Here is a 14,015-nt window from a genome sequence, read left to right as displayed (position 1 = left end):
AATACTTTCTCCTTATCTAACACAATTAGTAACCCCATTTAATAATTATATTAAGTTTTCCAGCTCTAAATTCCTGAAATATGTTGTGTCCCATTTGCTCTACTAGTTCTTTAGCTATTGTTAATCCAAGGCCTGTGTTATTTCCATTTCGTGTTCTATCAATATATTTATATTTTCTTTCACAAATTATCACCACTTAACTATTTTTTAGATTAATCATATGGACATCTACTTCGTGTATACCATAACCAAACCACATTCCACCTTTGCTTTTTATAAGATTATTTGCATCCATTAGATACTCATAATTATCTTCGATTCCAAGTATGTGCTCTATAAATACTTTAGTATAATTTTTCCTCTTATCATTATAATATAAAAACTTTGCAAAATAATTATATAACTCAAGTGCATCTTTATTATTATTGTCTACCACTGCAAGATACAATATATACCTATATACAAGATTTAAGACTCTTCTAGAAAACCTTGGTTTCCCCACAAATTGTTCTTTCTTCTTAATTATATTCTGTATAAATTTCATAATATTTGATGGAACCTTATTTACAATGCCCCCTAGACGCATATATATAAGTTCAGACACATAGGATATATTTTTAAGCATTTCATCATCACTATAGTTTCTAACTTTAATATTCTCTCCGAGAACAAGGTACCTTTCAATTAGATAACTAAAACGATGTGCTTCTTTAGTCCCCTCATAAAATATACCTAGAAGTAATAGGTCCTGTAGAACTTCCTCTTCTGAAGATTTTTTCATATTTAAAGCACTCTTTACACTGCCTCCAAAAACAGAAATAAAGCCTAAAAGTTCTGCCATAATAATTGATATAATCAAAAACATTTTAAAATCATGATTTTTAAAAGCTGCTGTAAAAATCAAAATAAGTGCAACTATTACAATAATTATGTCAGCAAAAAATCCCGCGCATAGTACTATTTTTAAGTTCTTTTTAACTCTTTCAAATTCCTCTTTAGATTTTATATCTGGAATATGTACTCCTTGTATATTTCCCAAAAAACCGGAATATGCCCTCATTTTAAATTTAACCTTTAACTTGCCATTACGCTTAAAAATGGCAAAAGGTCCAATACATATAACATGAGACACTATCCCATATATCTGACCAATTAAAATAAAACTAATTTCTTGAAGTATTATGCAAACTACGAAAGAAACAAGAATGTACAAAAATAATTTAATTTCATTTATAATACTCCATTTAGAAACATATAGTCCTAAAAATATAAAAGCCAAAATTGTTATTATAGCATTTATCCTCTTTTTCACCTATTTATCCTCAACTTTCCCTTTTCATTTTAATGATGTTATAATATATTTAAATTAACTAATCCCTAAAACATGCATTTACAATATTGCTAATAAGAAATATAAATACCCCAAATTTCTTATTAGTTCCATTATAAATTATACAACAAAACAGGAGGTTTTTTAATTGTATAACTATGTACTATTTGATTTAGATGGAACTTTAACCGACTCCGCCGAGGGAATAACAAAGTCAGTTAAGTATTCCCTGAATAAATTTGATATACAAGTGGAAGATTTATCTTCTCTTAATAAATTCGTAGGACCACCACTTAAAACATCTTTTATGGAATACTATAATTTTGATGAGGAAACTGCAACTGTCGCAATTGATTATTATAGAGATTACTTTAAAGCTAAAGGAATGTTTGAAAACAAGGTTTACGATGGAATTGAAGCTCTACTTAGCTCTTTAAAAGATTATGGTTTTCATTTAGTTGTTGCAACCTCAAAGCCCACTGTATTTTCAAAACAAATACTTGAACACTTTAAATTAGCTTTCTATTTTGATGCTATAGTCGGAAGTTCTCTTGACGGTAAACTAAGTACAAAAGAGGACGTAATAAGATATGCTATGGAAAGTCTTAATATAAAAAGCGACGATGCAATAATGATTGGTGATAGGGAATATGATGTTATAGGTGCTTTAAAAAATAATTTACCCTCTATAGGCGTTACTTATGGTTTTGGTTCCTATGAAGAGCTAAAAAATGCAGGAGCTAATTATATTGTAAACAGTGTAGACGAGCTTCATAAGAAAATACTTGAATTAAGATAATGTATAAAAAAATAGTGAAGAGGCCTAATCTATAATCGTTTCTTCACTACTTTTTAATATATTATCCTATCAAGGCCCCTACGACCATTCCTTCCATACCTCTGGTTTATAACCTACTGTAGCATTTTTTCCGTTTCTAACTATAGGAGTTACATAAACCTCTGGATTATCCAATAATATTTCTTCCTTTACTGATGCAGTTCTAATCTTATCAAGATTTAGGGCTTTATATTTTTTTGCTTTAGCATTTATCAAATTGTCTAAACCTACAGAGGCTTTAACGCTATTTAATTCCCCCTTACTTAATCCCTTTTCCTTTAAATCTATAAACTGATATTTTATTTTTCTCTCTTTAAAGTATCTCTCGGCTTTTTTTGTATCAAAACACTTTTTAGTACCAAAAATTTGAATATTCATTTATTAGTTCCTCTCTGCTTTAAGTGTTAATTTATTATAATTTAAGCATATAAAAATTAAAAAGGCAAGATTTATAAAATTTAAATCTTGCCTTGACTATCTTAACTTTTCTATGCTAATTAACTAATAAATTTGTATAAACAATTCATTATTTCCAGTGTCTACATTGTGTTAATTATTTACATTTAGTTTTAAGTCCTAAAATTTCATGAGTTCTTTAATGTTCTCAACTATGCCTACAAACTCATTATTTTCCTTAGCTATGCTAATAAGTTCCTCATAATATTTTATAGCCTTTTCCCCCATGGCTTTAACTTCATCATAATCACCTAGTTTTTTATAAAGTAAAACCAATTTGTATGGGGCCTTGGAAAAGGATGAGTAAAGCTTAGATTTGTCGTTTTCCATCAAATATTTATATGTTTCAATCGCCTCATCATAAGCTTTAATCTCAAGAAGAACTTCAGCCTTAAATATGTATGACTTAAAAAAGCTTTTATCTACTTTAATTGCTTCATCATACCATTTTATAGCTTCATCATACTGTTTTATCTTTCTATATAAATTACCCTTTATAGTATAAATCTCAGGGTCTCTATTTTCCATCTTAATAGCCCTATTAATCCATTCTAATGCATCGTTATATCTTTCAGTACTTATAAGAATAAGCGCTTTGTCTACATATCCTATTACTCTTTCTGGATCAACTTCTAGTAATTTTTCTATATAGATAAGAGCTTTGTCATAAAAGCCTATTCTATTATAAATACTAGAAATTCTTAGGTACGGTTCTCCATCATCCTTTTTCAAATTTGCAATTGCAATATATGTGCTTATAGCTTCTTTGTGTTTTCCAATTTCCTCCTGTACTCTTGCTTTGGAATAATAAGCATCCATATACTTATTATCTAGTTTTATAAGCAAATCATAACATTCAATTGCCTCCAAGTATTCCCCAGCTCTTTCAAGGGAAATCCCTTTATTATACAGAGCTGTTTTATTGTCTTTATTATTCTTTACAATATTATCAAACTGCTTTGCTGCTCCTTTAAAGTCTTCCTTAAGAAATAAAAGATTTCCTATTTCGCTCATAGCAAATTCATCATTTGGAGCAATTTTAAGTGACCTCTCATAATACTCTATTGCTTTTTCATATTGTTTTAAAACAGTGTAATTTGCTGCAATATTTATAAGTACGCCAAAATCATCTTTCTTATATTCCAAAGATTTTTTGAAGTATTCTATTGCTAAATCATGTTTGTCAACAAGATTTAAATTTAGTGCCATTTTCTTGTATTTTTCCGCGTTATCCAAATTTTCATTTGCCATTATAAACACCTCAACAAATATACCTAATTTATATTTTCCTCATAACTTTCATAGCTTTTATCAAGTTCAACACATTTTTTCATATCTTTTTCTGCTTCTAGCTTCATACCTTGAGCTTCATAATATTTTGAACGATAGTAATACGCTTCGGCATATTTAGAATCTAAAGCTAGAGCATAATCATAACATTCTTTAGCTTCATTGTATCTGTCAAAATGTGTAAGTAATATTCCCTTAATCACATAAAATTCAGGTACAAAGCCACTTAGCTCTATAATTTCATCATAATATTTAATTGCATATTTACATATTTCATCGGCATCTTTCTTTTTACCCATTGCCTTATATGCTAAATACATTCTATATGGAGCTTTACCATATGCTGAATACATCTTCGTATTATCTCTATTTATAAGTGTTCTACAATAGTATACGGCTTCACTGTATTTTCCTGTTTTCATTAAAATATCAATTCTTAAAATATAAGCTTCATAGTAATCTGGATCTATACTTATAGTTTCTTCTAAAAATTCTAGTGCTTTATCATACTTTTTTATATTACTATAAATAAGAGCTTTTTCATAATAAATTTTAGGATTTTTAGTGTCTAATCTTAAAGCTTTATTTATGAACTTCAAAGATTCCTCGCTCTTACCTAAATAATTTACTAGAACTCCTTTAATATAATATCCTGATGACTCTTCCGGATATATTTTTATTAACTTTTCTACTTCACTTAATGCTTCTTTGTAATTCTTCATATCGATATTAATCTTTATCATATCTAAAAGTATCTTGTTATTATTCTTCTCTAAATTTTCAAGCTTATTATATGTTTCTAATGCATCTTCATATTTTCCTAATTTTTTTTCTAAACGTGCTTTTGAAACATATGCTTCTTTATAATTAGGATCAATATCAATGGATAATTTATAGCATTTCATAGCTTGATCAAATTCACTAAAAATTTCGTATACTAAGCCCTTATTATGATATGGCACTACAAACTTATAATTAAAGTATATAGCCTTACTATAACATTTAAGTGCTTCTGGATACTTCTGAAGCTTAAAGAACATATTTCCTCTTTCATTTAAAATCACTTCATTTTCTGGTTGAAGCTCTATTGCCTTTCCGTAAACCTCACATGCTTCTTCCCATTTATTAGTTTTATCAAGCAAATCTCCAAGATTAGCATACGCCTCAAAATTATCTCCGTCAACCTCCAGCGCTTTCCTATAATATTCTACAGCCTCATCGTACTTTCCCATTAATTTAAGGTTATTTGCAAGCTCGGTATATCTATCCTCTTTATTTATCCCAATTTCTTTCATGTATAAACACCTCAATTAACTTTTATTTTTATCTAAAAAGCTACGGGCTCCTTAAATAAAACTTAGTTTAAACACGCACCTTATGTATCTATTTTGTCAATCTTATTTATATTTTTATATAGTATTTAGTTGTAAATAAAGTCTTTACCTCTACTTCCGTTTCGAGTCACAAATACCTGATTTATAGGAAAAATAAAATATTATAGGTTAATTTATCTTACTACTTAGATGAGCTTTGAGGAAAAAAAGTCATCGCATCATTACTAATATCTGCATCCCCTACAGATTTCATAATGCTTGATACCCCATTTCCAAAACCTTTACGAGCAAGATTCATATACTCTCTTGAAAAATTAAGAGCTTCTCTTATTCCACTACTATTTCCATTCTTTATAGAACCATTTGCGTATACATAGTTATCTTTCACATCTAAAGTGTCATTAACTGCTCTACTAGACACTGAATCTTTATTAAGATAATACTTAATACCTGATTTAGCTAACCCCCTCACTTTCTTTAAGTTAATTCCAATACTGGATAATTTTAATTCATGCTGATCTAAGTTCGTTTCCTCAGCATGTGCATCTATTTGATTATAATTATTTATTTTGTATTTGAGAGCTTCACTTCCGTTATTGGTGTTTATTTTATTACTTAAAGCTTTTCTCTTAAGTAGTCCTCCTGTGATAAGTGTTCCTCCTCCAACAAGTGTAAGTGTTGCTTGAATTTTAGGTTCATCAAAAAAGTTTTCAAGTTTTCTAGTAAAAGCTTCTGGAAGATCACGTTTAAAAGTATCCTTCTTTATTTTTAATGCACTTTTATCAATTTCCTCAAAATCTTTTTTCATTTCTGTCTTTATCCTCGAACTCTGTTTTTCCCACAAAATCCCGGCAACTGCCGAATTTAAACTCCCCTTATTCATATTACTCCCTAAATTTATGTCAAGTTCATTAAATATATTTACCGCATTCTTCATTATGCTTTCAATTTTCATAATTTCTTCTACAATTTGTTGACCATATTCATAATTCTTGTACATATCATCTGTAATATTTTTTATACTCTTACTTATCTCATTACTGTCAAGCTGTTTGATACATTGCTTTATTTCATTTTGGACATCATTCATCTGATTTGTAAGTTTTTTAATATAATCTATGTTGTTTTGTAGTTCGTCAGATTTCAAAAATATTTCATCCATGATTTGCCCTCTCCTTGCCCAATAATTTAATCCCTAACTTGAATTTATCATAAGACTTAAAATTATCAATACACCTACTATATTTCTAATATTCTTTGTGGGTTTATTTTTCTATATATATTTTACCTTATTTTCACCATATTTTCATCCTTTTTCATTATTTCATTAAATTTTTTGTTAACTTTTCATGTACTTTATCCTTTATATACCATAGGTAACAAAACATTGAAGTAAATTGTAATATATTTCAACAAAAGTGTACCTAATATATAGGTGTATCCATATAATTCAAGTAAATCCTCATTCAGACTCCTAATATTATTTTTTATCATTTATTATAATAATATCAAGGGATAAATTACCACACCTATATATATTCGTATAATTATTTTATTTCTTTCATGGAATATCTTAACTTACATAAATATATTTTATAATTATTCCCACCTTATTTATAAGATAATAAAGCTTAAAAAGGATTACACACTAATCATTTTTAAGCTTTATTATCTTATAAATAATTCTAAATTTTATCTTCTATCAGCTTCTCTAAATCTTTCAGATGCATTTTTTAATTCATCCGCTATTCTATCAATTTCATTTACATACCTTCTGCCATTGCTCTTCCAACCATCATAATTGCTTACAAAAGTATCACTTGATTTTCCCTTCCAATTTTGTTTCATTTCATCTATAGTACTATTTAGTGAGTTTAATATAGTGCTTGCCTTATCAGCCAGTTCTTTATATCTTTTTGCCATAGCTTGGATTTCCTCAGCATTTACCTTCATACTACCATCCATGAAACTAGAATTGTAACGATTACCTGAATCCATATAACATCCCTCCTAATTCTCCTTTTATTCTTTTAAACTCTTCACTCCCATCTGAGAAATAAATAAGTTCTTCATAATAATTTATAGCCTTTCTGCAAGCACATCTAGCTTTATCATAGTCCTTAAGCTCTTTATAGGTTAAAACCAACTTATATGGAGCATTTACATACGCTGAATACACCTTAGACTTATCTTTTTCTATTAAAGCTTCATAACACAAAGCCAACTCATCATATTGTTTAAGCTCATTAAGAAGCTCTGCTTTGAAAATATATGCTTTAAAAAACAGCTCATTAATTTCAATGGCCTTATCATAACAGCTTAACGCCTTATAATTTTGTGACACTTTTCTGTATGCATTTCCCTTTCTCATATAAGTATCGGGATCATCATTTTCTATTTTTATTGCTTTATCAAAGCATTCTAATGCTTCATGGTATCTTTCAAGACTACTTAGTATTAATCCTTTATTTGTATAACCTATTGCTCTTTCCGGACTTATCCTTATCATTTTTTGTATATATTCTAAAGCTCTGTTATAAAATCCTATTTTATTATAAATACTTGAAATTTTCAAATAAGGCTGTCCATCATCTTGCTTTAAGGTTGCAATTACACTATATGTACTTATTGCATCCTTATATTTCCCAAACTTTTCTTGAAGTCTTGCCTTTAAATAGTATATATCTATATAACTTTTATCTAATTTTATAAGTAAATCACAACTCTTAATAGCTTCATGAAATTTTCCTAGCTTTTCATAGCTCATAGCCTTATTATAGTAAGCTAATTTATTAATTTGATTATTTTCTATCACAGCATCATAGTATTTTAAAGCTTCATTAAACCTATCTTGCGTAAATAGAATATTAGCTTTTTCACATAGCACAAATTCATCGATTGGATTAATTTTAAGTGCCCTATCATAATACTCTAAGGCTTCATCATATCTTTTTAAAACTGTTAAATTTGCAGCTATATTTATAAGTACACCAAAATCATTTTCATTTGCCTGTAATGCTTTTATAAAATATTTTACTGCCTCATCATATTTACCTACAAAATTTAAATTCACTGCCATTTTGGCATACTTATTTTCTTCTTTTATATTAAGTTGTTCCATATCCAGTCACCCTACTATCCCTTATTTCAATTCAGAGAAAAAATACATCTTAAGTAAAATTGTATGAATGTGATATTTTTTAAATTGTAAGCTCTATAGAACAAATTATTTTAATTACCTGTTTACCTTATTTTATATCCGTCTTACTGCTGTAACTGCTATCTGTTTCTGCAAACATTTCTACTATTTGCTTAAGACTGTTACCAGTATTATTTAAGTTGTTAACACAATTTTGAAGAAGCTTCATTGTATTATTTTGAAAGTCATCTACAAATTTATCCTTAGAATTACCTTCCCAATTATCATTTAAAATCTGTAAATATTTTGATTGAAGATTATCTAATACTGTCTGTACGGTTTTAGCATCATTTAAAAGATTAGAAGCAACAGAATCTAACTGTTCTCCCTGCATTTTAATTTTTTCAGCCATAAAAATCATCCCCTTCTTTTATTCAGAAGATGGCTGCTTGCTTAAAGCAACCATCTATAAACTTAGTCTTAATTATCTTAAATCTGCATCTCTAAACTTTTGTGCTTGTCCCTTTAATTCATTTGATATTTGTTGAAGTAATTGAACATATCCTGTCATGGTCTTACTCCACTGCTGATATTCACCAAAGAATTTTGTTGCAGAAACACCTGCCCAGTTTTGCTGTACATTTGCTATGCCTGATCCTAATGTACTGACCATTTGCTGTGATTCTTCACTTGCTGCAGAAAATTTTGCTGCTAATTGTTCCAATTCTTCTGGCGCCATTTTTATTAAAGCCATTTACAACACCTCTTTTAATATATTTCTAGGATGCTTCCATCCCAAATAGCGTTATCCCTTAAAGTTGAAGCCTTATCCAGCCCTTTTCCATTAATATAAAACTGTTTATTCTTTAACATTTCTTCCTCCACACTATTTACCTGAAGCAGCGAAGGATAAACTATGTTCATTACATTTTCAAGGCTTTCATCTAATGGTAAGTCAAAATCTGCTTGTCTGTTTTTATCTTTTATTCTAACAGTTACGATAATATTATTTACCTTGTTCATGACAACACCTCAACTCAACTTTTCATTTAATTTATTTATATAATCCATAAATTTGACTTTTCCCTCAAAAGGTGTGGGTATTTTTATAGGGACTGCCTTTCTATTTACAATAAAGAAGCCTTCTCCTAGTTCAAGTATTTTCTTTGAATACTGAAAACCAATATTCACATTGGTAAATATAGAATCTACGCTTGTACTAAATATGATTCCTGTTTCCCAAGCTTTTATAGTCTTTTCCATTCCATCCCATGCACGAGTAAAAAGAGCCATGCTATCAGCTACTATCACATGAATTCCTGTGCTTTTGCTATTTGCCATTATCCACTCTAGTTCTTGTGCTATTTCATCTGAAAAACGTGTTTTAAAATCTTCTATGACATCTATTATCAAAAATATATTTCCTCTATCTTCAACAATCTTTTTCTTGGCATTCATACCATATTCCATTCTTAAACTTTTAATAGCAGCCTTTCTTTCTTCTATTTCCTCTTTTATATCCCTCAAACATTCTTCTAAGTTATCTTTATTTTCAAAGTAACCATCTATACATTTAAGCTTACTTGTAACAAGCATATTGCCATCAGGCGAATCTATAATAAAAATCTTATTTTTCTCTCTACCCTTTGTTTCTGCAAGTGTCATTACAAAGGATAATAAGAAATTAGTTTTACCGCAGCCACTTTCTCCTGATATTAACATGTTGTCAATGTTTAGAAATTCTGCATATATGCCTTCCATTTCATCTGTATTTACGCCAATTGGAATACTGCTGTTATATATTATTTCATCTTCTTTATATTCAAGGAATTCATTTTCATGAATGAAATTATAAAGCGGAAGAACCTCCTTTAAAACTGGTATACCCTTAACCTTAACATTTGGATAATTAAAGTTTATAGTGTCTATTTTAGCACCTATCTCAGAACTCCAATTAAACTCTTCAGCTTCCACAGCAAGAGCAGTTTGAAATTCAATTAAGTTCATATTTCTTATAACTCCACGCCCCTGCAACTTATCAGGAACTATTCCGTTATTTCTTCCAAATATTTCACGGTATTCAGAAGGATCGTTTAGGCTATAAGCTATGTTGAAGGTTATATTTTCTTTGACCTTCATAGCTACAGAGTTACTTGAATTTGCAGTATAAACCACATGTACTCCAAGCGCTCCTCCTTCCCTTACTACCTTTACAATAGTCTCTCTAAATTCATCATTTAAAGCTAAAAAAGCAACAATATCATCTATTATAAAAACTATTTGAGGAAGAACTTTCCCTGTTTTATAATTATAATCATTGATACTTATAGCCCCTATTGAAGTTAGAGCACCTTTTCTTATATCAATTTCCTTTACAATAAACTTAAGAAGTTTCTTCATTCTGTCCGTATCATCACTTAAAACAACCTCTCCTGTATGAACTAGATTCTTAAACATATTCAAAGTTCCTTTATCACAGTCTGCTATGTAAAAGTTTATATCTTCAGGAGAATTTTTACTACAAAGGCTTAAAATAAGTGTTTGCAGGAACATTGTCTTACCTGTTCCAGCCATTCCATATAATGCAACATGATTTTCTTTTTGCATATCAATTTCAAAAATCTCTTGGCTTTGATTATATGGATCATCATAAAGTCCTACTCTAGCTTTGAAATTATCCTGTGGCACATTTTTAAAGTCATCTAAATATATATAATCTTTAAGCGGTGGCAGCCACGGAAGCTTTCTTCCGTAATTCATATTTAAATCACAATAAATTTTAATAGCGTCAATAAGTTTGGAAAGCTGAGTTACATTTTCAGTATGTACTTCCTTCTCTCTTTCCACAATGTCAAATCTCTCTCCATCTATATCAACCATAAGTACATTCTTATCTTTTTTAGCTGCTTTTTTCCTATACTTTTCTCCTGAAAATGCTGTCTGTATAAGTTCGTATACTAAATCATTTCCAACCTTTACATAGGCCCTTCCTGGATTTATTATACTGGACGCATCTGATTTACCAATAACTGTTCTACTATCATCATTATCTTGAACTCTTAAGCAAATCTTTAAATTAGTATTTGTTTCTATTTGAGGATCTACTATACCTAAAGGCTTTTGCGTTGCAAGAATAAGATGGATTCCAAGGCTTCTTCCAACTACTGCTACATTTACAAGTTGACTTATAAAATCAGGATCATTTTTCTTAAGCTGTGCAAATTCATCAACTATTATAATTAAGTGAGGTAACGACATTTTATGCTTACCATACTTGTAATTTTTCTGATATTCATCTATATTACTGTAAGAATTATCTGTAAGTAGTTTTTCCCTTCTTTTTATCTCACTATCTATTGCAACTATAGCCCTTTTGGATCCATTTCCCTCCAAATTAGTAACAGTTCCAACGGCATGTGGCAGGTTCTTAAATATATTTGCCATACTTCCACCCTTGTAATCTATCAAAAGGAAGTTTACATATTCAGGACTATAATTAAAGCTTAGCGATGCAATTAATGTTTCCAAAAGCTCACTTTTTCCCGCCCCAGTAGTTCCTGCTACAAGACCGTGCGGTCCATGATGTTTTTGATGCAAATCGAGATAGAACTTTTCTCCATTTTCTCTTATTCCCACAGGTGCTGATAAAGTGTTATATGCCTCAGATTTGCTCCAAATATTTTCAAAATCTATTTCTTCTACATTTGTTATATCAAGCTCTTCAAATAAAGATATAGATTTCGGTAACTTATTTGAATATGAATCCTTCTCTAATCTTAACGGTGCCATAGTTCTTGAATATTCCACAAGCTTTCTGTTATCTAGCTTATCTGGCGTAAAGTATGATTTTTCCGAAGAATTTTGTATATTATAAATTACTCCCTCTCCCTCATTTAACTGCACTATATTGTTACAGTTTCTAGGAAGATTTCCAAGCTTATCTGATAAGAATATAGTTGATATCTCCATATCTGGGTCAACCTTTAATAGATACTTTAAAATCGCTTCATTTTCTATAAGTTCTCTTGAACCAAGTACAAATACATAATGTGGACTAAATCTGTAGCTCTCATAATTATTTTTATCATCCAATCTATTTTTTCTCTCTGAAAGTACATCATATAAATTAGATAAAAGTCTGTGTGCCTGCTCTTTATTTTTGGCCATAAACCTCATGTTTTTATCGTCATCCCAAACGTGTGGCAGCCATTTTGCCCACTCCCAATGTTTAAGTTCTTTTTCATCGAATAAAACAACTACCTTAACCTCATCTGGCGTATGGTTTATAGAAATTTGAAGTAGCATATTCTTTACCGTTTCAACTACCTTGTCTCTATTTCCTATAATTGCTGTAATGCCATTATTCTTTATTGGTATACAAATAGGAACATTATCTACAATGTTATATTGATCTGTTATTTTATCCAACATATCTAGCAGTGGATCCTCATCAAAAAAGTTTCTTCCTTCCTTAATTATTCTAAGAGGAAAATCCTCATTTCCAAGACCTACCCTAAGAAGTAAAAAATCTTCATCACCATAGCTTCTTGTCCAAAGTTTCATATCAGAATTTTTTACTATTCCAATACTTTCAACCAAGTCAGGATTTTGATTAAAAAGAACTTCTCTTAGATTCCTCTCTTCCTTTGAAAGCTTCTTATCTATTTTATCTACATAGTCCATATACTTACTATTTCTTTTCTTGACTTTTTTATTGTATACAATCTTTTGTCCAATATATGTAAGTCCGTATATAACTCCACTTACCCCTGTGCCTGCTGCAAAAATTATACTTGAAGTACCAGTCTTAGATTTTATCGAAGTTAGTACTATAGTTCCGAAAAACACCAACGATGGCAATACTGTCATAAGACCATATATAGATGGTTTCGCTGGTAACATTGGTGGACTTTCTATTTTTAAGTCCTCTCTCTTTACCTCTGGATAAATTCTAGGTGCTTTTTGAACAAATGGATATTCTTTAACAAGCTTTTCTAAACCAACTTGCTTTTTTATATTTTTTAGTGCTCCCTCAACAATTATGCTTTCCTTATGAAATTCAATTTTATAACCACATATATTTATTTGATCATCCTCAGAAAGTATAGCTCTTGTTATCATCTCCCCATTTAAATAAGTTTTATTTGTACTATTTAAATCTACAAGAACATATTTTCCGTTGTCTTCAAAAATCTCAGCATGTTTTTCAGATACCTTTATATCATCAAACACTATGTCATTAAATTTACCTCTTCCAATAGTAAACTTTATGTTCTCTTTAAGAGACAATGTACCCACACTTGAAAGTTTGTCCATAGAAAAAGCGATCACCATTATGCTTGTTACTCCGCCTATCCCAAATTGCAGTACCTTTCCATGGTTTAGTGGAATCTCAACCTCTTGCCCTTCTGCTCCTATGTAATGTTTACTTTTTAGTATACATCGTCCTTTAAGGTATTTAATTTTCATATCGATACGATTTTTTTCTTTGGTAGGTATATGATATTTAAATCTTTTTCTATTTCCGATTGTTACTGAAGCCTTAGTACTACTTAATACAACCTCATACAATTTTTTATCGGAATATACAAGTAATTTCATGTTCATTTAAACCTTCACCTTTTCCAT

The 14,015-nt window shown here is 29.7% G+C and carries 12 protein-coding genes; 1 reads left to right on the top strand and 11 read right to left on the bottom strand.

From position 1 onward, the window contains the following. Positions 1 to 196: 196 nt before the first annotated feature. Positions 197 to 1,312 (bottom strand): hypothetical protein, encoded by a 1,116-nt coding sequence (locus CA_RS02340; protein WP_010963741.1) that lies wholly within the window; start codon positions 1,310 to 1,312, stop codon positions 197 to 199. 166 nt (positions 1,313 to 1,478) lie between these two features. On the opposite strand from CA_RS02340, the gene CA_RS02335 reads away from it, so the two are divergent. Further along, the gene (locus CA_RS02335; protein ID WP_010963740.1) at positions 1,479 to 2,129 is read left to right on the top strand and encodes an HAD family hydrolase; all 651 of its coding nucleotides are present in this window, start codon (positions 1,479 to 1,481) and stop codon (positions 2,127 to 2,129) included. Between the two features lie 78 nt (positions 2,130 to 2,207). Here CA_RS02335 and CA_RS02330 read toward each other — a convergent pair whose 3' ends face one another. The 10 genes from CA_RS02330 to essC all read right to left on the bottom strand — a co-directional run bounded on the left by CA_RS02330 (position 2,208) and on the right by essC (position 13,994). Continuing rightward, positions 2,208 to 2,546: an arsenate reductase family protein gene (locus CA_RS02330; RefSeq protein ID WP_010963739.1), complete on the bottom strand. Its 339-nt coding sequence runs from the start codon at positions 2,544 to 2,546 to the stop codon at positions 2,208 to 2,210. A 198-nt stretch (positions 2,547 to 2,744) separates the two neighbouring features. Further along, the gene (locus CA_RS02325) at positions 2,745 to 3,875 is read right to left on the bottom strand and encodes a tetratricopeptide repeat protein (protein ID WP_010963738.1); all 1,131 of its coding nucleotides are present in this window, start codon (positions 3,873 to 3,875) and stop codon (positions 2,745 to 2,747) included. A 23-nt stretch (positions 3,876 to 3,898) separates the two neighbouring features. Then, positions 3,899 to 5,209, bottom strand: a complete 1,311-nt coding sequence (locus tag CA_RS02320) for a tetratricopeptide repeat protein (RefSeq protein ID WP_010963737.1) — start codon at positions 5,207 to 5,209, stop codon at positions 3,899 to 3,901. A gap of 220 nt (positions 5,210 to 5,429) precedes the next feature. Then, on the bottom strand, positions 5,430 to 6,410 hold the full coding sequence (locus CA_RS02315; RefSeq protein ID WP_010963736.1) for a hypothetical protein: 981 nt from the start codon (positions 6,408 to 6,410) through the stop codon (positions 5,430 to 5,432). Between the two features lie 530 nt (positions 6,411 to 6,940). Continuing rightward, positions 6,941 to 7,246 carry a WXG100 family type VII secretion target gene (locus tag CA_RS02310; protein ID WP_010963735.1) on the bottom strand — a complete coding sequence of 102 codons (306 nt, stop codon included), beginning with the start codon at positions 7,244 to 7,246 and terminating at the stop codon, positions 6,941 to 6,943. Next, positions 7,233 to 8,369 carry a tetratricopeptide repeat protein gene (locus CA_RS02305; protein ID WP_010963734.1) on the bottom strand — a complete coding sequence of 379 codons (1,137 nt, stop codon included), beginning with the start codon at positions 8,367 to 8,369 and terminating at the stop codon, positions 7,233 to 7,235. Before CA_RS02305 ends, CA_RS02310 begins: the two co-directional genes overlap by 14 nt. Positions 8,370 to 8,496: 127 nt before the next feature. Then, entirely contained in the window at positions 8,497 to 8,799 is a 303-nt protein-coding gene (locus CA_RS02300; protein WP_010963733.1) for a WXG100 family type VII secretion target, read from the bottom strand. A 72-nt stretch (positions 8,800 to 8,871) separates the two neighbouring features. Further along, on the bottom strand, positions 8,872 to 9,141 hold the full coding sequence (locus CA_RS02295) for a WXG100 family type VII secretion target (protein ID WP_010963732.1): 270 nt from the start codon (positions 9,139 to 9,141) through the stop codon (positions 8,872 to 8,874). A gap of 14 nt (positions 9,142 to 9,155) precedes the next feature. After that, entirely contained in the window at positions 9,156 to 9,410 is a 255-nt protein-coding gene (locus CA_RS02290; RefSeq protein ID WP_010963731.1) for a hypothetical protein, read from the bottom strand. A gap of 9 nt (positions 9,411 to 9,419) precedes the next feature. Next, the gene (gene essC, locus CA_RS02285) at positions 9,420 to 13,994 is read right to left on the bottom strand and encodes a type VII secretion protein EssC (protein ID WP_010963730.1); all 4,575 of its coding nucleotides are present in this window, start codon (positions 13,992 to 13,994) and stop codon (positions 9,420 to 9,422) included. Positions 13,995 to 14,015: the final 21 nt, after the last annotated feature.

This window comes from Clostridium acetobutylicum ATCC 824 (assembly GCF_000008765.1).
GTDB classification, from domain to species: domain Bacteria; phylum Bacillota; class Clostridia; order Clostridiales; family Clostridiaceae; genus Clostridium_S; species Clostridium_S acetobutylicum.
Note: the sequence above shows the minus strand (reverse complement) of the source record. Positions and strands in the feature narration are given on the sequence as shown.